The sequence below is a fragment of the Emergencia timonensis genome, assembly GCF_900086585.1.
Classification (GTDB): Bacteria; Bacillota; Clostridia; order Peptostreptococcales; family Anaerovoracaceae; genus Senimuribacter; species Senimuribacter timonensis.
In genome coordinates this window covers 1,355,467-1,377,244 of the sequence record NZ_FLKM01000009.1, presented here as the reverse complement: position 1 = coordinate 1,377,244, position 21,778 = coordinate 1,355,467, and the positions used below count along the sequence as shown (strand labels likewise).

Genomic DNA, 21,778 nt, shown 5'->3' with positions numbered 1-21,778 from the left:
TTGAATCTCCTATCTAATATAATCTGATGAAATAACGATTGTTTCGTTCTGCATTTTGCTTTTTACCTTGGCTGCAAACGCTTCTGCGCTGATTCCTTCCACCGATACGGATATATCGTCGGGTTTCCAGCCAGCCGTTTGTACTAAGCATTGCTGTAAATTGCGGCACATCATTTCAATTTCTGCTCTGCTTCTTCCCGGATAAAGGGATAAACTGATATGGGGCATAGACAGCTCCTTTCCTGTTTTATCTATTTCCACGCCGTGCCAATTCCAGCAGCGATTGCTTTTTCATAAATTGTTTTCGCTGTAACCAGATCCTGCATTCCAATTCCTACTGTTTCAAAGACGATGATTTCCTCATCATGTTCACGCCCTGTAAGCTCGCCGCAAATCACCTGGCCAATCTCGCCAGTGAAATCATTTTCCGTGATTGTTCCATCGGCCATAGGAATGAGAATATCGCCCGACTCCTCTAATACGGCATCTTTAGAATCAAAGAAAATCTTATCTGCACAAGTGAGAATCTTTGGATCCATCTCCTGCATATCAGGCTGATAAGCCCCTACGCAGCTGACAGTAAGGCCCGCCTTACACTTGGATGCGTCGAATACCGGCTTTTTCGACGGCGTTACAGTAATCAGCAGATCTGCTTCCTCTACAGCCTCGTCGGCCGAAGCTGCCGCAACAATCTCTGTGCCATATCCGTTAAGTCTTTCTTTCATCATTTTTACAAAGGCCTCTGTTCGTTCGATGGAGAGGTCATGTACTTTGACGATGTCCAGATCTCTAACCGCAAGCATCGCTTCCAGCTGGGTTTGAGCCTGACCGCCAGTTCCTATTAAGGCTCCGATTTTCGCATCTTTCCGACCCAATACATCGAAGCATACGCCAGAGGCGGCTCCTGTTCGAAGTTGGGTAACGTAGGTGCCGTCCAGCATAGCTATGATATCTCCCGACTTTGCATCAATCAGGATAACCTGGGCAAAACTAGTCGGTATGCCTTTCATCATATTCTCTGGGTAGATATTGATAATCTTTAAAGATGCATAGCCTGCACCTTCTGCATAGGTGGGCATAAATAAGAGATTCCCCTCGTATTTTTTAGCGTATATGTTTGTTCTCAGAGGATTTTCAGCCTTACCTTGAGAATAAAGGGCAAAAGCTTCTTTTACCGCCTCGACCGCTTCTTTCATTGAAAATATTTTGTCGATATCTGCTTTATTTAAAAGCTGCATAAATGACCTCCTTCCTCTAGCCTAATGCGAATCCGTATTTTACCGGATCTTCTGGGTCGATCATAAACTGACTGTACCCTGTGATATAAGCGCTGCCCGTTATCTGCGGGATAATTGCGGGATAATCGCCGACTGTTGTTTCTCCGATAATTCTGCCGGTGAATTTTGTCTTCAGTACGCTTTCATAAGCAAAGTCCTGGTTGACGCCCAGTTCTCCTTTCGCATAAAGTGTAGCCAGCTTTGCACAGGTGCCAGTACCACAAGGAGAACGGTCGATTTGATAGTCGAATATAGTGATATTCTGCATGTCTGCATCTGCTGACTTTGCCGGTCCGTAAATTTCACAAAGATCGATGGTATTGATGTCCGGCAGTTCCGGATGAACTACTTGAATCTGCTTATTGGCCGCTTTGATAATGGCCATCCCTGCTTCCACAAATTTTGATCCGTTTTCTGGGCAGATTTCCATTCCCAGCTGATCTTGATTCACCACTGCGAAGAAACTGCCGCCGAAGGATATGTCAAGCTTTATCTCCCCATAACCCGGTACGTTAATCACAACATCTTGTTTATATAGGAACGCCGGTACATTCTGAAAGGATATCTGTTCCGCTCTGCCGTCCTTGACCTTCGCCTTAATGGTTACCAGACCGGCAGGAGCCTCCTGACGAATAATGGTTTCGGGTTCCTTTACCTCTACCAGACCCGTTTCAATTGCAATGGTCGATGTCGCAATGGTTCCGTGACCGCACATGTTATGATAACCCTGCCCGTGCATAAAAATCACGCCGTAATCTGCTTCCGGCATAGTCGGTGGCGTCAAAATAGAACCAAACATGTCTTTATGGCCTCTTGGCTCAAGCATAATTGCCTGCCTCAAATAGTCGTAATGCTCGCGGAAGTATTCCTTTTTTTCCATGACGGTTTTTCCTGCAAGCTGGGGAGCGCCGCCCACCACACATCTGAGTGGTTCGCCCATAGTATGGGATTCTACGGTAAATAGGGTTTTTTCTGATCTCATTTAAATTCCCTCCATAATTTTAGCAATAACATTTTTTATTGATCCATGGATTGTTTATTTATTAATTAACAGAATAGTCCATCAGACCCTTACCGTCAATTCGCACTATCCACAAGGATTTTCACAGTTTCTCTACAACACTTTGTATGATTTTTTATGTTTTCATTGTGCATAATGTACAGCATAAAGGCCTTATTGATAAAAATCAGAGGCAAAAAGAGCACCGCACCAGTGGATTATAAATCCGTTAGCGCGATGCCCTCTCACTTCTTGTATTCATATTTACATTATAATACTTCAGGATAGGGGAACAGGTCGTGAATTAGAAAAGCATTGACAAAATCTCTTCTGGCCTGATATCCGTTGATGTTTCTGCCTGTAATCGTCTCTATTCTTTCCAGACGATATTGTAATGTATTGCGGTGTATGAATAATGTCTTTGACGTCTGCATCATATTTCCGCCCTGCAGCAGAAACGTATGCAGGGTTTCCATCAACTGAGATGTGCCTTCTAAATCCGCTTCATACAGTTTCTTTAGATACCGATCTCTAAAAACCAATAATTTTGCCTTGTCTTCTGTATAGAACAAGATCTGATAGCTTCCGATATCAGAAAAATGCTTGCTGGTCTCGGCAAAAATCTTCTTATTTAACAGGTTGCCAGTAAAGTATGCTTCATTTAACCCATTTAATACGTTGCGGCTCTCAGATAGAATACTGCTGAAAGAGAGATAAATATCGTAGTCATGATGTTCAGCGTTGACATTTGCATTGATCTGGCTTAGGGCATCTGCAACTTCCATCAGTTCTTCTTCTGTATCGGCATAGAGCAAATAATCTACAGAATCTAAGTTCACCTTGTAGATCGTACTCTTACCCATTTGTTCAAATAGAGAGGAAATGTGTTTCTCCAAGATTCTTGCAACGCCGATTAACACATCAGCCCGGTCTGTCGTTTGTCTCTTTGATAACGTATCGAGAGTATTGATATTAAATACCGCCAGCATAAAATAGGAATCAGGCGATATCCCTGTGCCGCAAAACAGATTATCCACCTCCTTCTGACTCAGTGACGCTGCATTGAGCAGCTTATCCAGCAGGGATACATTCTGTATTTTTAAATATCTGTTTTCCATGATAAGCGCCAATACGTCGTGGGTCACATCTAAAAAACTGATTACCCCACGTACAAAAAACAAAGGGAGTTCCTTTTCATCTGCCTTTTTGATGACGCTGGCCGGCATTTCCTTAAAATTGATTCCGCCCTCAACTAAAATACCGGATAAATTGTTTTGAGCGGCTTCTTCTATCAGTTTCAGAAGTTCTGCTTCGTCTATGCCATATTCATAGCCTGATACTAATATAAATTCTCTGCCGTGAACCCATTCTGTAATGGTCTTCGTGTGTTTTGCATATACCCAGGACACGGCTCGGTCAAGACCTTTTCTGCCCGCTTTCAGTTTTACGTTATGGAATATATCAAGTTCCATAAGCTGTCTGCATGTAACCATTGCGCTCTCCCTCAATCAGACCTCATGCTCACGGAAGGACTCCCTTTTTCCATTTGTTTTTCTTTCAAGCTGGGGAGCGCCGCCGGTCGCACATCTGAATGGTTTGCCCATTATATGAGCCTCTACGGTAACAGTTAGTACTTATTAACAGAATAGTTCATCAACTTTCAATCGTCAATTCGCACTATTCACAAGAATTTTCACAGATTCTCTGCAACTTTTTGTACATCATTTTATGATTTCATTGTACAAAGTGCACAATGACAACGGCTGGCTTTAAATTATATTTCAGGGAATAATTTCGTTTCAAAAGGAAGGTCATACAGCGGGAGTCAATTATCCCCCAAAAGAGCACATGACATTTTTACGTCGCTGTGGTAAACTGTTTGATAGATCAATAATAAAGGCGGTGAGGACATGTCAAAGAAAGGTTATTCCAAGCAGGATCGTGAACGGGTCGGACAGGATCTGCTGGCGGTGGGATTGGAAATGCTCTCCCAGCGAGGCTTAAAAAATACAAAACTACAAGATATTCTCCAAGCTGTGGGCATCTCCAAACCATTTTTCTACAACAATTATTACACTTCCCTGGCCGAGTTGGTGATCCACATTATCAATTATGAAGTACCACTTTTGCTTCAGGTGGTTCGGGAGGATGCGGCAAGGCAGGACATAACGCCGGAGGAAAAAATCGAGAGGCTTCTTTATCGGGTCACGCACAGCCGCCAACACCATCTCTTTGTCATGACCCAGGAGGAGGAGATGTGGGTATATAAGCATTTAGGCCCGGAGAAGTTCGCTACCTATCAGCAAGGACAGGTGCGGCTCTATGAACAAGTACTCTCTCTCTGGCACATATCACAGGAAAAATGCACTCCAAAAGAGCTGGGCAACCTGATTCTCTCGGTGGTACTAATCTACAATTCGGCTGCTCGCTCACTCCCGTTCTTTTTCTCTGAAGAGCTGGAACGGACAGCCCAGGCTCAAGTAACTGCTCTTTCCCGATATCTGGCGTCGTTGGTAGATACAGAAGAATAACAACACGCAGCGCATCGTTTAGACGATGCGCTGTTTTTCTATGGACAAGGGCTTGATTTTTCCGCTGCGTTCAGGTATAATTCATTTAATTACTTTTAATCACAATAAAGTAATTAATTTTATCTTTCTGCGACCATGGTAAACATAGGGCAGAGTAATACAGCGTAAGTGATCGAGAAGAGGAAACCATGAGCGAACTATACACAAGATTTATGGAATGGGTTATGCCTTTCCTGCAGGCAAATTGGCAATTTTTTTTCATTGTAACAGGTGCACTGTTCCTGTTGGGGGCGATCTTTCGCTGGAAATGGGTTTGCGATCCGCAGGGCGAAAATGTGCTGGGATTTCGGGCCTTTGTTTATCGCAACTTTGGAGAAAAAGGGTATCGCGTTATTCAAGGGATCAGCGGAGCCCTCATTATCTTATGCGGCCTAGTGCTGTGGATACTGATGTGAAAGCCTAGTGCGGCTATTGTAAAATACAGAAAAGGAGATTTAAATTATGGGACTGTTTGGATTTGACCTGGTAAAAGAGGCTGGCGGCTGGGAGGCTGCCATGACCGAGGAAGAAATTACCGAGATGGAGAAAAAGGGCTATGATATGTCGTCCGTCCGTTGTAAGCAAGCGGAAATCGCAGCACAGGAGGAGGCTGCGGAGGCCGCCTTTATGGAACAGCGCAAAGCAACTGCTGTCCCTACCGATTTGAACAAATTGACTTCCTACCGCTCCACTCCCCGGAGCACTGAGAGCGAGTTTTTCAAGGATGTTGCAGGAAAAGCGCCCCTCTTTGGCAAGGACAAGTGGCGTGAAAAGTTTGCCACCGCCCCCTTGCTTTACGGCGCAGTGGTGCAGGCCAACAGCGGCCTTTGGCTCCCCGGCAGAGAGGACGATCTGCCCGCAGTCTTCGTGTTCGCTTTGGATCGCACCCATATCTACGATGTAGAGTGGCTGACAGCGACGGCGGAAAAAATCAGCGAAATGAAAGAAAGCCCTAACGTGCCCGCCGATTGCCGAGAATTCATCGACATTCTGCGGGACGATCAGAGCCAGTTTTGTTTCCCGCTGGGGCCTTCCCTTTCTGACGGCGCGGAAGCATGGTGCGTCACCTATCAATTTGGCAAACAGACCATCCTGCCGGGAAATCGTCTGCCGGAGGACGGAATCGTACCGTTCTTGCTCGAGGCACAGCCGAAAAAGCAGCTGCCGATTCAGCTTGCTGTCATCCCCGGTAAATACTATCAGGCCTGATGTCTTAAGGGGGGGATTAGATTTGCCCACGAGCATTAATTCATTCATAAGGGAACAGGTCGTGTATCAAAAAGGCGTTTATAAAGTCTCTTCGCTCGGCATGGGCATTGACGTTTCTGCCTGTAATGGCCTCTATTCGTTCGAGACGATACTGTAATGTATTCCTATGTATGAACAATGTCTTAGACGTCTGCATCATATTTCCGCCTTGCTGCAGGAACACATGCAGGGTTTCCATCAACTGGGAAGTGCCTTCTAAATCTGCTTCGTACAGCTTTTGTAAATATTGATCCCTGAAAGTCAATAATTTTGCTTTATCCTCTGCATAAAACAGCATCTGGTAACTTCCGATATCTGTAAAATGCTTGCTGATATCGGGAAAAATTTTCTTCATCAAAAGGGTTCCGGTAAAGTACGCCTCATTGAGGCCGTTTAACACGTTACGACTCTCCGATAGGATACTGCTGAAAGAGAGATAAATATCGTAGTCATGATGTTCGGCGTTGACATTGGCATTGATCTGACTTAAGGCGTCTGCAAGTTTTATCAGCCCTTCTTCTGTGTCGGCATAAAGCAAATAATCTACAGAAGCCAAATTTAACTTGTAAATCGTGCTCTTACCCAGTTGTTCAAATAAGGAAGCTATGTGTTTCTGCAGCATTCTGGCGATGCCGATCAGAGCGTCTGCCTGGTCTGCCGTCTGCTGCTCCGATTGTGCATCGGAATTGCTGATTTTAAAGACCGCCAGCATAAAACAGGAGTCGGGCGATATCCCTGTGCCGCAGAACAAATTGTCTACTTCCTTCTGGCTCAATGACGCCCCATTGACCAGTTTATCCAGCAGGGATACGTTCTGTATTTTTAAATATCTGTTTTCCATGATAAGCGCCAAAACATCGTGAGTGACATCCAAAAAGCTAATCACCCCGCGTACAAAGAATAAGGGCAGTTCCCTTTCATCTGCCTCTTTAATGACGCTAACCGGCATTTCCTTAAAGTTAATTCCGCCCTCAACTAAAATACCGGATAAGTCATTTTGAGCGGCTTCTTCTACAAGTTTCAGCAGTTCTGTCTCATCTATACCATACTCGTATCCAGAAACTAGAATAAATTCTCCGCCGTGAACCCACTCAGTGATGGTCTTCGTGTGTTTTGCATATACCCAGGACACAGTCCGATCGAGACCTCTCCTGCCCGCTTTCAGTTTTACGTTATGAAATATATCTAGTTCCATAAGCTGCCTGCATGTAACCATCGTGTCCTCCCTCAATTAACGATTTCATTCTACTGCATTTAAATATATCATCCATCGCTCTCTTTCTTTGCAGTAAGGTAGAAAAGGAGCCTGCATTCTGCAAGCTCCCATTCAAGTACGGGATTAAAATAGTCCAGTAATTTTCCCTGTATTATCTACATCTATTTTTTCCGCTGCCGGCACCTTTGGCAGACCAGGCATTGTCATGATATTGCCCGTCTTAGCCACGATAAAACCTGCTCCCGCGTCTATTTTCAAATCTGTGACTGTAATTTGAAATCCTCTTGGGGCTCCCAGCAGAGCCGGATTGTCTGAAAAACTGAACTGGGTCTTAGCCATGCAGACTGGCACATTGTCGAATCCTAGATCTTCTAATTGTTTCAGCTGTTTCTTTGCGTTTCCTTCAAAGATAACGCCGTCAGCTCTGTAAATCTTCTGCGCAATCATCTGGATTTTTGATTCAATTGATACGTCGAGAGGATATACAAACTGGAAGTGGTTTTCTTTCTCGCAGAGCCTCAACACTTCTTCCGCCAATGCTAGGCCGCCCTCGCCGCCTTTGCCCCATACTTGGCTCAATACTACGTTGACGCCCAGCTCTTTGCACTTCTCTTCTACCAGTTTCAATTCTGCTTCTGTATCTGTCGGAAATTCATTGATGGCTACCACAGCCGGCAGGCCAAAGTGCTGCGTCACGTTTTCCACGTGCTGCAATAAGTTCGGCAAGCCTTTCTCTAAAGCTTCCAGGTTCTCAGCAGCCAGATCTTCTTTTTTTACGCCGCCATGATACTTAAGAGCCTTGACTGTTGCTACGATAACGCAGGCTGACGGCGTCAATCCCGCTTTGCGGCATTTGATGTCCACGAATTTCTCTGCGCCCAGATCTGCTGCAAAACCAGCCTCTGTGACCACATAATCAGCCAGCTTCAAAGCCATTTTTGTCGCCATGATGGAGTTGCATCCGTGAGCGATATTGGCGAAAGGTCCGCAGTGGACGAAAGCCGGCGTCTTCTCCAAGGTTTGTACGAGATTTGGTTTCAGAGCGTCTTTCAGCAATGCTGCTGCTGCGCCCTGGGCTTTGAGATCGCGCACAGTAACCGGCTTATCCTCATATGTATATCCGACGATGATGCTGGCTAATTTCTCTTTCAAATCGTCGATGTCCTTAGCTAAGCACATGATAGCCATAACCTCGCTGGCAACGGTGATTTCAAAGCCATCCTCTCTTGGAACGCCACTCATCTTACCACCCATGCCGTCGACTATATTTCTCAGCTGTCTGTCATTCATATCTACAGCTCTCTTCCAGGTAATTCTTCTAGGGTCGATTCCCAGCACATTTCCCTGCTGAATATGATTATCGACCATTGCTGCAATCAGGTTATTTGCAGCTCCGATCGCATGAAAATCGCCTGTAAAATGCAGGTTGATATCTTCCATTGGAACGACCTGAGCATATCCGCCTCCTGCCGCGCCGCCTTTGACACCAAATACCGGACCGAGGGAAGGCTCTCTGAGGGCAGTCATCACATTCACGCCTGCTTTGTGCAGCGCATCTGCAAGACCAACAGATGTGGTGGTTTTTCCCTCGCCTGCCGGTGTCGGTGAAATAGCCGTCACCAAAATCAGTTTGCCGTCAGGCGTGTCTTTTTTATCATCCAAAAGATTGTAATCCACTTTTGCTTTGTAGTTGCCATACTGTTCAAGATATTTCTCATCAATCCCTGCAGTTTTGGCAATTTCTTTGATATTGGCCATTTTGACTTCCTGTGCAATCTGAATATCGCTTTTGATTTCCATGTTGTGCTCTCCTTTTCTTTCCTTTTATCTAATAATATTTTTTAAGAATGTCTTTCGGTGAATGGGTGTGATTCCATGCTCTACAATCCCCTCGTAATGAGCTTTGGTGCCGTATCCCTTGTTGCTTTCAAAGCCATAATGGGGATAGACTCGATGATAATCAATCATCTGCCGATCCCTGGTCACCTTTGCGACGATAGAAGCTGCGGCTATGGATATACTCCTGCTGTCGCCTTTAATCAGGGATTGCTGCGGTTTTTCTACCGCATCGATTTTCATGGCATCAAAGAGGACAAAGTCAATCTGTTTCTCTAACTTTTCCTCCAGCATCTTCTCTGCGTTTTCAATGGCTTCGATCATGGCTAACTTGGTGGCTTCCAGAATGTTGATATCATCTATCACCTGTTGGTCTTTCTGTCCGATTCCGTAGCAAACTGCCTTTTCGATAATCGCATCAAAGAGCTCGTTTCTCTTTTTCTCAGAAAGCTTCTTTGAGTCGTCCACGCCCAATACGTCAAAATTCGCCGGAAGCACGACTGCTGCCGCAACTACCGGACCTGCCAAGGGTCCTCTGCCGACCTCATCGACACCGGCTATGTACTGAAAACCTTCTGCTCGCAATTGATTCTCTATGGTTTTCAGTTCTTCTAATCTGTTTTTTAAAAAAATTTCCCGTTCTGCTTTTTTCACTGCTACACCTGTTTTGACAATTTTTCTAAAGTGATATTCCCGATTTTGCCGCTTCTGAATTCATCCAGCACCGTGCGCCCGCACCTCTCATAGTCGATGCGTTTTCCCGGCAAGATGAATCCTCGCTTGCCTGCGATGTCCTCCATGGTGGCAAGAGGCGTTTCTGATATCTCTGTCAGTTTATATCGTTCCATCAGTTCTGCCGGATATTCTGCCTGCAGAACGCCAATGAGCTCCATTGCCAGAGTCGCCGTATCGAGAACCTCGTCCTTGATGGAACCACAGAACGCTAAATTGAGCCCAGCTTTAGGATCTTCGAATTTAGGCCAGAGGATGCCCGGCGTATCCAATAGCTGCATATTGTTCGTCAGTGTCAGCCATTGCTTGCCTTTCGTAACACCAGGACGGTCTCCCGTCTGCGTGCTCTTGCGGCCGGTCATTCGGTTGATCAAAGAGGATTTCCCTACATTAGGAACCCCCACAATCATCATGCGCAGCGGCTTCTTTCTGATCTGACCTTCGTTTTTCCGATCTTGTTCTTTTGCCAGCAGCTTGTAAAGCTGATTCACGCCTCCGCCGCTCATGCAGTTCATGATCAGAACCAGACTGCCCCTCTCGGCAAAGTAGTCAGACCATTTCTGATTCTCTATCCGATCTGACAGATCGCTCTTATTCAGGATGATGACCCTCTTCTTATCCTTGACGATCTCGTCGATAATCGGATTCCTGCTGGAAACAGGGATCCGAGCGTCAATCACCTCGATGACCAGATCCACCATCTTCAGGTTTTCCTGAATCAGTTCCCTGGTCTTCTTCATATGGCCAGGATACCAGTTTATATTTTCTATCATAAAATTCCTTTCTAAAATAGCTGTTTTCTTCAATCGAAATCCTCTTTAGTATACCACTTTTCGCCGCTTTATGGCTATATGTTTTTCGGTTTTTCGGGCAAAATACAAAATGATGTTAAAAGTTCGCGCCTATTTAGGAAATAATCATAAGTCAGTCTGTAGATGCAATTTTTACTATATATGGAGTTTACTAGTATTTTTTATACTCATTTTTGCAAAAACGGCAAAAAATCGCGGATTTGGAAAAAATAATTTGATCAAGCAATTGCAAGGGTTAGCGTCATTTTGGTGCCTGCTTTTTCAACAATCTGCATAAGAAAACGCTGAAATTCCAATAGTCACAGAGTTTTTCCTAAAAAGACCAAAAAAACACATTTTGGCAAAAAATGCTTATCACAATATAATAAAAAGAGGAACCTGACGGTTCCTCTCGTAGACACAATTATTTTGCTGTCTTAATTTTTGCTGCTTTACCAGTTCTTCCACGCATGTAGTGAAGTCTAGCTCTTCTGACGCGGCCTTTTCTGACCACTTCAATCTTCTCTACCCATGGCGAGTGCAGTGGGAATGTCTTCTCGACGCCGATGCCGGAAGCAATTCTTCTAACAGTGAAAGTCTCAGCGATTCCGCCGTTCTGTCTCTTCAGAACAAAACCTTCGAAAATCTGAATTCTCTCTCTGTTACCTTCTTTAATTTTAACGTGTACCTTGACGGTGTCTCCCACGTTAAATGCAGGGATATCTTTCTTTAAGTAATCCTGTGCAACTGAATCTAAAATATTCATTGTATGGTTCCTCCTTCCCTCCAAGACGTTCTTGCCACTCATTTTCTGTATGCAGAGGACCGCCCGTAATTACAACATGAGTATTATATCACAGACAAAGTGGACGTGCAAGCACAAGTTTTATAAAATTTGCCATTCCTTACTGATCTTTTTCTAAGATTTTTCCCTTTCCAGTCAAAATACTAATTATGAATACAATCATGAGAAATAGAGGATGAAAAGCATATTTTACAATACTCAGGAAAGAAAAGTCATCAGGAATTCCTGTAACTTCAGCCCCCATGCTCAACGAAAGCAAATAAGGTGTACAAAACGGAACGAATCCGCAGGTTGCGCAAGCTGTAGTGTCTAACAGATTTGCCGAACGAGTGCCCGCAATTCCAAACTTCTTTGCAATTTTGTTAGCCATGGGTCCGACAAAGGTAATTCCTGTAGAACTTCCGGCAGTAACAATTGTGCCAAATACAGAAGCGATCATAATGATAAATTGAACAGATCGTATGCCCTTGCATAATTTCAACAATCCGTTGCTGATGCTATCCAGTGCCCCGCTTTCTTTCAGTGACTCTATGATGATGAAGAACAGGATGCAGAAGACAATCATATCCATCATACTATTAATCCCGCCGACAACAGGTCCTTCTGCATTCACCATCTGAGCCGGGCTTATCAATCTCAGAACCAGATTGATGACGATTGCAAGGGTGTCGCAGATAATTAATGTTCCTGCCAGATCCCAACCCTTTTTCATCAAAACGATCATAATCACTGGCACGATTAAAAGGACTAAAGCACGAACCGTAGAGCCATCAGCACTGATAACAGTAGAACCAACATCCGCTGTCAGCTTTCCGAAAATGATGAACAGTACAGCGGAAATTCCTCCAGCAATCAAAGAATAGGGCAGCCTGGATCTTACAACGTCGTTGATTTTAGATTCCTGTGTGAGCGCTGAAGCAATGGTCGTATCAGAAATTGGGGCCAGATTGTCACCAAACAGCGCTCCGCTTATCACTGCACCACATACAAGGGACGCATCACATCCCAAGTCAATTCCAATAGGAAGCATCACCGGGAGCACTGCAACAATTGCCCCCGACGAAGTTCCGCATGCTGTTGAAATCAGCGCACATATGATGAAAGAGACCACCGGGATAAATCCCGGATCCAAGTTAAAGACACTTGTAAGATACACCAGAGCCTCAATTAATCCACTTAGGCGCAATAACTTCGACAAGATGCCTGCCAGCAGAAATGCGATAATCAGAATTGATAACATGGAATCCTGAAGTGCCGCAATCGCAACATCTCCAAAGCTCTTCTTTTTCTTAATTAAGAAGAAAGCAATTAAAATTGTACCCAAAGTAAGTAAGTTATAGACATAAAAATCGGTTTTATTTAATATGACCACAGTAATCATTCCGATAACAAGAACGATAATCGGAATCCATGGACCAAGTTTTCCTCCAAAAAACTCAATTTTTTTGTTTTGCTCGTTCATAAAAACCTCCTGTGAAAATACATAGGGGTATTAACTTCTTTTGCTGTCCAGGATTTCATTTGTGATATTTAAAAATCCATCAATCTCTTCTGCCGTATTACAATGCAGCGGCGAAACTCTTATAATCCCATCCAATCCAAATGATTCTACCATTCTCTTAGAATATGAACTTTCTGCCACCCTTTCGTAGACGATGATGCCACGTTTTTCATACTCGCTGACCGCTTCAGCATAATCGAATCCGCTTAATTTCATTGCGAGAATAAGATCTCTGCCAGCCAAATTCGTGTAGTCAAAAAAGCAATCTACACCATCTAAGTTCAATAGCCCTGTTTTTCCTTTGTCACCATAAAGCATTCTAGCCAGCAATGCCTGTTCCTGAAGATGTATGCGGCGCATTCCTTCTTCGATTTGCTTTCTTTTGTCTTTTAAATCCGTATAGCGCGCTCCAATCCAAGCCACATAATTGACGATTTCACTAATGACTGCATAATGTGCCGGGACGATGCTGCCAAGCTCCCAAATATCCTTCTCGTCATCCAGAATCCTGCAATGAGGCAGTGATTTTACACGATCAGAAACATATCCGAAGGAAATACCTCTGTTGCCAAAAAATTTATATGGAGCGATGTTAATTCCGTCGAGTTGCAAAGCCTTTACATCGATGACTGCATGGGGTGCATGCTGGACTGCATCGGTTACGACGTAAATATCCGGATTGATTTTCCGCGCTTCTGACACGATGGTCTTAAGATCTGTAATTGCGCCAGTCATATTCGACGCAGCGATCACATTTAAAAGAACCGTATCTTTATCCACAAGCTCGATTACATCTTCTGCAAGCACTCCTCCAGTCTTCTTATTTGATGGGGCGACCCGCACTTCCTTGCCATATTTTTCTCCAAAATATCTGCATGCGTCAAAAGCCGATGGATGTTCTAAAACGGAGGTCACGATATTCGTCCCCTTGCCATATTGTACAATGGGTTCGACAATCTTAAACATGAGGCTGGATGCGGTCAAATCCGTAACGATAGCTCCGTCCTGGGCATTTAACAAAAGCCGCAGATCCTGTCGTCCTCTCTCCTCATACTCATGGAGCATCAATGACGACTTGTGATTTCGCGCATAGCAATCAGGATACCGATTCAATTCATCAGAAATTTCAACTACTGATTTCAAACGTAAAGATCCCCCTGCGTTTTCAAAAAATAGTCTCTGACTTCCGTCCGCATCCACATCAATACGACAAAACTTATCCCTGATTGCAGAAATTGTCTTTTCATCAAACAATAATCCTCTGTCTTCTTTTCTATCCATAGATTTACCTTTCTCTACTAGAAATTGCTAATATAGGCCTTTTCCCGAAATATAACGTTCCAACTCTTCCAATCTCGCTCTTCCCTTTTCATCAAGATTTCTGTGCACAGCTGCCATGAGGATTTCCACGATTACATTTGGAGCCACATAAGAGTTATTAATCGTTGCACTGTCTACTTCCGAAAGCAATACTACATCAGAATGCTTGGTCATAGGTGCCGTTAACTTATCTGTTAACACGATAATCCTTGCATCCGCCTTTTTTGCTATTTCTATTGCGGTAAATATCATGTGTGCATACCTGGGATAACTTATCGCAATCAGACAATCTTTTCTGCCAATATCTAAAACCGCCCCAATCGCACGAGAATCAGCATCAGTAACTGTATGCACATCTTTGAGAACATCGTTCAAACAGCCGCCTAGCAATTGAGCCACACTTGCACAGCCACGAAAACCCATGACAAATTTTCTCTGCGAAGATAATATAATCTCTGCAGCACTAGTAAACACATCCTCAGCATTTTTCTCAAAGATTGTATCTATGTTATGATTGATTTTTTGCATGACCTGTTGATATAAGTCCGGAGCATTAATCAGATCCCTCTTTTTGTCAAATCTTGCAGCTGGCGGCAGAAAGTTGATACCGCCACTTCGTGCAATTTCTTCCTGCATCGTACTTGCGAGAAAACTCTGCATATCAGAATAACCTGTAAATCCCAGTTTTCTCGCAGTACGAATGACGGAAGTATCACTTGTCCCTATTTTTTCACCTAAAGACAGGGCAGACATTGCACAAACATTTACGAAATTTTTCGAAATATATTCCGCAACTTTTTTCTCTGTTTCTGTTAAAATGGCCTTTTTGATCCTATTATCGATTCGTGTATTCATTTCCTCCCTTTCTATTGTGTATACAACGTAAAATAGCTATCTTGTTGTTGTAACAACATAGTACGCGTGGTTGTGTTTGTTGTAAATACGTAATTTTTAAGTTTTTTCTTGTAAAAATTGGAAAGTAAGAGCTGATTGAACGCATCCTGCCCGGCCGCAAAGTCAGCAAGATCCGTTTCCCTGCGCCGCCCTCATCGGAGACGGAGAAGACCATCATACCAGGACTCTACGCCAAAAGCGTCCGCCTGGACGTCCTGTTTGACGACGGGGAGTCCTGGTATGATATCGAAATGCAGGTCCAGAAGCAGCCCTACCTACCCCTCCGCGGCCGTTACTACCATGCCGCCATGGACATCAACCAGCTCCACGCAGGTGCAGACTATACAGAACTGCGGCCGTCCTTCGTCATCTTCATCTGCACCTTCGACTACTATGAAATGGAGGAACCCATCTACTTTTTCGAAAAATATGATGTCAAAAAATCCTTGCCATACGGGGACGGAACGTTTACAATTATCTTGAACACAACCTGTCCAATAGAAAAGGTTCCGAATCCCCTGAAGGAGTTCTTCGGCTATGTGCGCAGCCAGGAGACAGAAGGGAACGACCCCTTCATAGGCCAGATCCATCAGATGGTGGCGGAACTGAACGGCAGAAAGGAGATCGAACAGATTATGACACTGGAAGAGGAACTGGATGTACGTTACAGCATCGGAAAGAAAGAGGGCCTTGCTGAGGGACGGGAAGAGGGCAAAAAAGATGCTGCCTTTGATACTGCCCGCAAAATGAAGGTCGACGGCCTTAACGCAGAGGTCATATCCAAATACACCGGTCTTTCTATAGAAGAAATTGAAAAAATATAACCTAAGACCTCTATATGAACGAACAAAAGGGAGGCGGCAAATCATCCTCTCGAACGATTGCCGCCTCCCTTTTTGGTACTCTGTCATGTTCACTTTCTTGCCTTCAGATTACGCCCTCGGATGGGTTTTGTCGTAAACGTCTTTGATGCGATTTTTTGTCACGGAAAGATAGATCTGTGTGGCCATGATGTCCTCGTGACCCATGAGTTCCTGCAGGGATTTGAGGTCTGCCCCATTCTGCACCATATGTACGGCGAAAGAAGTGCGTAAAATATGAGGTGTGATTTTGCTTTCCAATCCCACCTTTCTCCCGTACTGCTTTAGGACCTTCCAGAAACCCTGCCTGGAAAACGGCTCCCCTACATAATTGACGAACAGTGCGCTGTCAGGACTTTCGTGATCCTGATCCTTCATCAAGAAATTACGACTGTTCAGAATATAATTATCCAGGGCCTTTCTGGCCATAGTTCCCATTGGCACGATTCTCGCCCTGCCATGATCTCCATTGCAGGTGATAAAACCCATACGCAGATTCACATCTTTCATCTTCAGTTCGATGATTTCCGTTACACGGATGCCCGTGGCGTAAAGAACCTCCAGCATGGCTCGGTCACGAATCCCTTTGATGGAGTCATCTGGCGCAGTTAACAGTTCTTCTACTTCTTCAATCGTCAGATACTCCAGCTTCTTTCTTTCAATTTTCGGAGACTTGATATCCTCTGTGGGATTTACACTGATCAGTCCTTGCTTTATCAAATACTTGTAAAAAGTTCTAATAGAAGAAAGCTTTCGATTCGCCGTTGCTCTGGATTTCCCGCTGTTTTTTAGTTCCATCAGATATGCCACGACATCTGTGTTCGAGGCCTGTTCTAAGGTGTCTATTCCTCTCGCGTATAAAAAGCGCTCAAAGGCTGCCAAATCTCTATTGTACGCTTCGCAAGTATTTTCCGAAGTTTTCTTCTCCTGTTTTAAATAATCAATGAACTCATTTAGTTCCATACTTGTCATCTCCGTTTTCATCCTGTCTTTTTTCATGTCATATTTATTCCAAAACAACATATGCTTCCTATAAAGGGGAGGTTGTCTATGGATAAAAAATTTGTATTCTTGGCTTCGTTATTTTTAATCGTCAGTTTTTCTGCCGGGGTTTTTACGAAAATCGCCGTGCCTTCAGAAAAAATGATGATTTCCACCGAGCTGCCTGGTCTTGCAGCCAGTCTTGCAGATTACATAAAAAGTGATATCATTACCATCCTTGCTGCTATGATTTTTTCAGCATTGTTTTTTTTAATGCCTCTAGTGATTCTCATGGTAATCGGTAAGACCTTTTCCCTGGGTTTTACCGCCGCATACATCTTGTCTTCCCTCGAAGAAAAAGGGTTCAGTTTGGTAATTGCAGCACTTCTGCCTCGAGGCCTATTTAAGCTGCCAGCTTATATCGCCCTCATTATCGTTTCTTATGAAACGGCAAAGTTTGTACGAAAAAATTACCACAACCCCGCCGCACTGAAGGGAATCAAACCACATCTGTTTCATTTTCTTTTCTGTCTGGCAGCCCTGATCGTTTCAAGTATCCTTGAAACGTTCCTTCTGCAAATAGTCCTTTGACCATCAGAATCGCCACCTGGGACTTGCCGTCTTCAATTTGACCGTTCATAACCATCTTATATAAGTCGTCGATATCGTATTCTTCGATATCGATGGCCTCGTTATCGTCAAAGGCGGTTTCGCCTTTTGTCAACTCCGTACAGAGATAAAGATAGAGAAGCTCTTCTGAATACCCTACAGAAGGGTACATTTTTGTCAAAAGTCTTATATTAGCAGCACGATAACCCGTTTCTTCTTTCAGTTCTCTCAAAGCCGCAGCAGTTGGTTCTTCGCCCTGATCCAGCTTTCCGGCAGGGACTTCTAACATAATCCGCTCCACCGGTTTACGGAATTGCTTTACCATAATCATCTTACCGTCATCCTTGACTGCCGCAATGACGGCACCGCCGCCATGCTCAACAATTTCCCTCTGAGATTCTCCATTGATCACAGTCACCGTATCTCTTCTCAGATTGATAATCCTGCCTTCATATATTCTTTCGCTTTTCAGCGTTTTTTCTTCAAAAGTCATGAAACCACCTCATTCATCATTTGGATATATTTTACCACGTAACTTTCTTAAATTAAATAGGGAACTTGAAAAATAACTCTCCAAGTTCCCTATGTATTATCAATCAGACGCTTACCGTGGCTCAATAATCAGCTTAATAGCGGTTCTTTCTTCTCCATCGATTTGGATATCTGTAAACGCCGGAACGCAAACCAGATCAATACCACTTGGTGCAACAAAGCCTCTTGCTATGGCGGTGGCCTTAATTGCCTGATTTAACGCGCCTGCACCTATGGCCTGAATTTCTGCACCTCCCTTTTCTCTTAAGACCCCTGCTAGAGCACCTGCTACCGAATTCGGATTCGACTTAGCTGAAACTTTTAATATTTCCATCAATATTTCCTCCCTTAAAAAATTTATCATTTTCTCTATTATACTTGTGGTTATTCACAAAAAGTGAGCTTATCGTACAACAAAAAAATCTTTTTTTCATTTTTTTCACACTTATACTTGCATGTTTCGACTAAATTATGTATAATTCAATTGTGGTTATCCCCCTGATAACCTCATTAATCTCTAATCCCAATACCCCTTTTGAACAAAGTAGACTGCACCCCTGCGGTCTATTTTGTTATATACATAAAAGTCAGGAGGCAGCATATGAGAAAAATAATCGATTATCTCCATATAGATAGATATGCGTCAAAGACCTTTAATATGTATTTCAAAGACAGAAGCTTTGCCGTCTTTGATATTGAAACGACGGGTCTTTCTCCCGCCTACTGCAAAGTAATTTTATCAGGCATCCTCCTGGTCAAAGGAGATGAATGCCAGGTGATACAATTCTTTGCAGATCAGGCCGGTGACGAAAAAGAGATACTCCAGCAAACGGTGGATATCTTGAAATCAGTAGATTATATCATTACCTATAACGGCAGGCATTTTGACATCCCTTTTGTGGAAAAGCGGGCGCGTAAATATAAGATAGATATCGGTATCTGTCCCTACGACCTGGATTTATATCTGATTATCAACGGACATTCCGAATTAAAATCTGTTCTGCCGAATCTGAAGCAAAAGAGCGTCGAAATTTTTATGGGGTTGTCCAGCGGAAGAGATGATGAAATATCAGGAAAAGAAAGTGTAGATTTATATAATCGATATATGACTACCAAGTCCTTCGACCTTGAAAGAAAAATCCTGCTGCACAATCACGACGATTTGATTCAGCTCTACAGAATTCTTCCAATCATTTCGAAAGTGAATTTTCATCGAGCCATGTTCAAATTGGGTTTTATTGCTGGAGACTACTTAATTAAACGAGTGAATATGGCAGGACGCGATCTCCATGTTTTGGGTAATCAACTGGCAGAACCCGTCGATTACATATCTTTCCCAACAGAGGAACAACCCTATTCATTGATGATGGACAGTGCCAGCCGTGAATTTGAACTGACGATTCCCGGCCAGGCAGAAGCAGGCGCCATTTATTTTGACGCACAGGCTATTCTGGGAGAAAAAATAAAAGAGATTGAAAAATACCCGTCTGTTACAAACGGGTATCTAATAGCAGAAGAATATGGCAAGATAAATCACATGGATATCAACGCATTCTTATTGACATTCTTCAAGAAGTAAAGCAGTTATGAATTCCCCAGCTTACGCCATAAGGTCGTCCTGCTGATGCCTAGATATTGACAGAGCTTCTCTTTGTCATGGTCAAAGTAGTTCAGCAAATAGCGAATATAATCTGCTTCCAGAGTTTTGAAGTCATTGGTAATGGGCATGGAAAACTCCTTTCTTGGGCCAGTCTGATATTTCTGCTGCATCATCGAGTGGATAAAATCCTGAGACAGCTTATAGGATTCGGCCAGCAGGACGATCCGTTCCGCAAAATTGCGAAGTTCCCTCACATTACCAGGCCAGTTATAAAGCAGCAAGTCGTTGAAAATGGAATCCTCTTTCCAATAGATCGACTTGTTTTCTTTTTTGGCCGCATCGTGGACAAAATCTTTGAACAGAGGAATAATATCTTTTGGCCGTTCTTCAAGAGGAGGAATAATCAATTCAAGGACAGATAGCCGGTAATACAAATCTTCTCTGAAATCCCCTTTTTCCACCATTCGACAGAGGGTTTTGTTGGTAGCGACGATGACTCTGACATCGACAGGAATCATTTTCTCTCCGCCAATTCTGCGGATTTCCTTTTCCTGCAGAACCCTGAGCAACTTTGCCTGCATGCTGAAAGGAAGCTCGGCAACTTCATCGAGAAAAAGCGTACCTTTATGAGCCAGCTCAAAAAGTCCTTTTTTTCCGCTGGAAAGCGCCCCAGTAAAAGTTCCTCTTTCATAACCAAAGAGCTCACTTTCAATCAGTGATTCTGTGAAGGTGGCACAGTTGATAGCCACAAAAGGCCCTTCTGCCCGTAAGCTTTCGTTATGAATGCTGGAAGCCATGACTTCTTTTCCTGTGCCAGTTGCACCACAAATCATAATGGTCGCCGATGATCTGGCATATTTTTTAGCCCTTTCTACCAATTCAACCATGCCTTCGTCCTCGTAAATCATATCTGCAAACCGTTTCTTTGCCGAGAGCCCTTTTGCTTTATTCTGCACTCTGATAGACATCTCCATCTTTTCAATGTAGCTGACATTGTTAATCATTGCCGCGTATAATTGTACTTCATCGATGATTACTGGAATTAAATTAACGATACATTTCTTTTCTTGAATTGTCACCACATTATTGGCTGCCATGTGAAAGATTTCTTCCACTTCCATTTGAAAAAGCGCCGAAATATTGACCCAATGATTCTCAGAAAAAAACATTTTCTCCGCAGTCTGATTATAATCTCGTATAGTACCGTCTTCTTCTACGATGAGAATGGCTTCTGTTACCAAATTGGTAATATCCTCGATAAACTTATTTTTCGACTTCTCCATAATTGAGGAGGTTGTAGCAAATAGCGCTTTAACGATAGTATTTCTATAGCAATTATTATCAATTTTGAATACCATATTGGGAATTCCGCATTCCGCAGCAATACTGATGGGCTCCACATCGCCGATAATACAGTCCACTTTCTTCTCTTTCAATTCCAAAATGGTATCTTTTATGTTCCTGTTGTTAAACAGCTTATGGTAGATACAATAAAAATCACCAAGCGCCATCTCAGATTTCAATTTTGGGTCAGCCTCTTCACTGCTGGTATTATAGCCGATTTCCACCATGCCAATTCGCTTATAACCTCGTTTCCCGCAGGCTGCCAGCAAGTCCAAAATATTAGTCAGATCATATTCCAGTTGGAAGATTGGAATTTCAAGGCCGCAGCTGTATAGATACTGAGCCAGGCTGCCTCTGGTGAGGATACCTAAGATGGTTTTCTTGGCAGTGATCTTTTCAATTTCTTCTACGAGGGTCTCGCAGGGTTTGGATACTATAAATTTGTGGATGTACCGGGTAATTTCCGGACAGTCCTTGATAATATGCTGTTTTTCTGGAACGATGACTAGAAATTGATCGTAAAGTTCCTGGTTCATATGCGCTCTCCTTTTACTATATAAAGAAATATTGATGATATAATTCATGAATCAAAATGTTTGATTTTAGTTCTAAAGGTATTTTTATGATATAACACTTATTTCAAAATTGCAACCAACATTACAT

22 protein-coding genes are annotated in these 21,778 nt (G+C 43.4%); 6 read left to right on the top strand and 16 right to left on the bottom strand.

Going from position 1 to position 21,778, the window contains the following annotated elements:
* Window positions 1-9 precede the first annotated feature (9 nt).
* From BN6539_RS17435 to BN6539_RS17420, 4 genes are all read right to left on the bottom strand, one after another.
* Window positions 10-261, bottom strand: a complete 252-nt coding sequence (locus tag BN6539_RS17435) for a tautomerase family protein (RefSeq protein ID WP_207645110.1) — start codon at window positions 259-261, stop codon at window positions 10-12.
* On the bottom strand, window positions 252-1,238 hold the full coding sequence (locus tag BN6539_RS17430) for an ornithine cyclodeaminase family protein (protein ID WP_067541338.1): 987 nt from the start codon (window positions 1,236-1,238) through the stop codon (window positions 252-254). Before BN6539_RS17430 ends, BN6539_RS17435 begins: the two co-directional genes overlap by 10 nt.
* Before the next feature lie 16 nt (window positions 1,239-1,254).
* Window positions 1,255-2,259: a proline racemase family protein gene (locus BN6539_RS17425; RefSeq protein ID WP_067541336.1), complete on the bottom strand. Its 1,005-nt coding sequence runs from the start codon at window positions 2,257-2,259 to the stop codon at window positions 1,255-1,257.
* 287 nt (window positions 2,260-2,546) lie between these two features.
* Complete coding sequence (locus tag BN6539_RS17420) at window positions 2,547-3,770, bottom strand: PucR family transcriptional regulator (RefSeq protein WP_067541334.1); 1,224 nt, start codon at window positions 3,768-3,770, stop codon at window positions 2,547-2,549.
* A gap of 417 nt (window positions 3,771-4,187) precedes the next feature.
* Here BN6539_RS17420 and BN6539_RS17415 point away from each other — a divergent pair, with 417 nt between their 5' ends.
* The 3 genes from BN6539_RS17415 (at window position 4,188) to BN6539_RS17405 (ending at window position 6,056) form a co-directional block, all read left to right on the top strand.
* Complete coding sequence (locus BN6539_RS17415) at window positions 4,188-4,808, top strand: TetR/AcrR family transcriptional regulator (RefSeq protein ID WP_067541332.1); 621 nt, start codon at window positions 4,188-4,190, stop codon at window positions 4,806-4,808.
* Between the two features lie 212 nt (window positions 4,809-5,020).
* Complete coding sequence (locus BN6539_RS17410; RefSeq protein WP_242869430.1) at window positions 5,021-5,263, top strand: immunity 17 family protein; 243 nt, start codon at window positions 5,021-5,023, stop codon at window positions 5,261-5,263.
* Window positions 5,264-5,309: 46 nt separating this feature from the next.
* A complete protein-coding gene (locus BN6539_RS17405; protein WP_067541327.1) occupies window positions 5,310-6,056 on the top strand; it encodes a hypothetical protein in 747 nt (248 codons plus the stop codon).
* Window positions 6,057-6,096: 40 nt separating this feature from the next.
* Here BN6539_RS17405 and BN6539_RS17400 read toward each other — a convergent pair whose 3' ends face one another.
* The 8 genes from BN6539_RS17400 to BN6539_RS17365 all read right to left on the bottom strand — a co-directional run bounded on the left by BN6539_RS17400 (window position 6,097) and on the right by BN6539_RS17365 (window position 15,151).
* Window positions 6,097-7,290 (bottom strand): PucR family transcriptional regulator, encoded by a 1,194-nt coding sequence (locus BN6539_RS17400; protein WP_187375530.1) that lies wholly within the window; start codon window positions 7,288-7,290, stop codon window positions 6,097-6,099.
* Window positions 7,291-7,434: 144 nt separating this feature from the next.
* Window positions 7,435-9,111, bottom strand: coding sequence for a formate--tetrahydrofolate ligase (locus BN6539_RS17395; RefSeq protein WP_197492893.1), 1,677 nt, complete (start codon window positions 9,109-9,111; stop codon window positions 7,435-7,437).
* Between the two features lie 24 nt (window positions 9,112-9,135).
* Window positions 9,136-9,801 carry a ribonuclease HII gene (locus BN6539_RS17390; protein ID WP_067541323.1) on the bottom strand — a complete coding sequence of 222 codons (666 nt, stop codon included), beginning with the start codon at window positions 9,799-9,801 and terminating at the stop codon, window positions 9,136-9,138.
* A 2-nt stretch (window positions 9,802-9,803) separates the two neighbouring features.
* The gene (gene ylqF, locus BN6539_RS17385) at window positions 9,804-10,652 is read right to left on the bottom strand and encodes a ribosome biogenesis GTPase YlqF (protein ID WP_067543500.1); all 849 of its coding nucleotides are present in this window, start codon (window positions 10,650-10,652) and stop codon (window positions 9,804-9,806) included.
* A gap of 442 nt (window positions 10,653-11,094) precedes the next feature.
* Window positions 11,095-11,436, bottom strand: a complete 342-nt coding sequence (gene rplS, locus BN6539_RS17380) for a 50S ribosomal protein L19 (RefSeq protein ID WP_067541320.1) — start codon at window positions 11,434-11,436, stop codon at window positions 11,095-11,097.
* 139 nt (window positions 11,437-11,575) lie between these two features.
* Complete coding sequence (locus tag BN6539_RS17375; RefSeq protein ID WP_067541318.1) at window positions 11,576-12,937, bottom strand: Na+/H+ antiporter NhaC family protein; 1,362 nt, start codon at window positions 12,935-12,937, stop codon at window positions 11,576-11,578.
* A 30-nt stretch (window positions 12,938-12,967) separates the two neighbouring features.
* Window positions 12,968-14,257 (bottom strand): aminotransferase class V-fold PLP-dependent enzyme, encoded by a 1,290-nt coding sequence (locus BN6539_RS17370; protein ID WP_067541317.1) that lies wholly within the window; start codon window positions 14,255-14,257, stop codon window positions 12,968-12,970.
* 27 nt (window positions 14,258-14,284) lie between these two features.
* Window positions 14,285-15,151 (bottom strand): MurR/RpiR family transcriptional regulator, encoded by an 867-nt coding sequence (locus tag BN6539_RS17365; protein WP_067541314.1) that lies wholly within the window; start codon window positions 15,149-15,151, stop codon window positions 14,285-14,287.
* 131 nt (window positions 15,152-15,282) lie between these two features.
* Between BN6539_RS17365 and BN6539_RS17360 the strand changes: the two genes are divergently transcribed.
* Window positions 15,283-16,014: an Rpn family recombination-promoting nuclease/putative transposase gene (locus tag BN6539_RS17360; protein WP_082907593.1), complete on the top strand. Its 732-nt coding sequence runs from the start codon at window positions 15,283-15,285 to the stop codon at window positions 16,012-16,014.
* Window positions 16,015-16,122: 108 nt separating this feature from the next.
* Here BN6539_RS17360 and xerD read toward each other — a convergent pair whose 3' ends face one another.
* A complete protein-coding gene (gene xerD / locus BN6539_RS17355) occupies window positions 16,123-17,013 on the bottom strand; it encodes a site-specific tyrosine recombinase XerD (RefSeq protein ID WP_082907687.1) in 891 nt (296 codons plus the stop codon).
* A gap of 87 nt (window positions 17,014-17,100) precedes the next feature.
* Here xerD and BN6539_RS22010 point away from each other — a divergent pair, with 87 nt between their 5' ends.
* On the top strand, window positions 17,101-17,622 hold the full coding sequence (locus BN6539_RS22010; RefSeq protein ID WP_074038139.1) for a stage II sporulation protein M: 522 nt from the start codon (window positions 17,101-17,103) through the stop codon (window positions 17,620-17,622).
* Here the strand turns inward: BN6539_RS22010 and BN6539_RS17350 are convergent.
* Window positions 17,531-18,133 (bottom strand): NUDIX hydrolase, encoded by a 603-nt coding sequence (locus BN6539_RS17350; RefSeq protein WP_067541310.1) that lies wholly within the window; start codon window positions 18,131-18,133, stop codon window positions 17,531-17,533. The two genes, BN6539_RS22010 and BN6539_RS17350, sit on opposite strands and share 92 nt — an antisense overlap.
* Before the next feature lie 111 nt (window positions 18,134-18,244).
* Window positions 18,245-18,505, bottom strand: a complete 261-nt coding sequence (locus BN6539_RS17345; protein WP_067541308.1) for a stage V sporulation protein S — start codon at window positions 18,503-18,505, stop codon at window positions 18,245-18,247.
* A gap of 267 nt (window positions 18,506-18,772) precedes the next feature.
* Here BN6539_RS17345 and BN6539_RS17340 point away from each other — a divergent pair, with 267 nt between their 5' ends.
* A complete protein-coding gene (locus BN6539_RS17340) occupies window positions 18,773-19,750 on the top strand; it encodes a ribonuclease H-like domain-containing protein (protein WP_067541306.1) in 978 nt (325 codons plus the stop codon).
* Window positions 19,751-19,755: 5 nt separating this feature from the next.
* Here BN6539_RS17340 and BN6539_RS17335 read toward each other — a convergent pair whose 3' ends face one another.
* On the bottom strand, window positions 19,756-21,651 hold the full coding sequence (locus BN6539_RS17335; RefSeq protein WP_067541304.1) for a sigma 54-interacting transcriptional regulator: 1,896 nt from the start codon (window positions 21,649-21,651) through the stop codon (window positions 19,756-19,758).
* Between the last annotated feature and the right edge of the window lie 127 nt (window positions 21,652-21,778).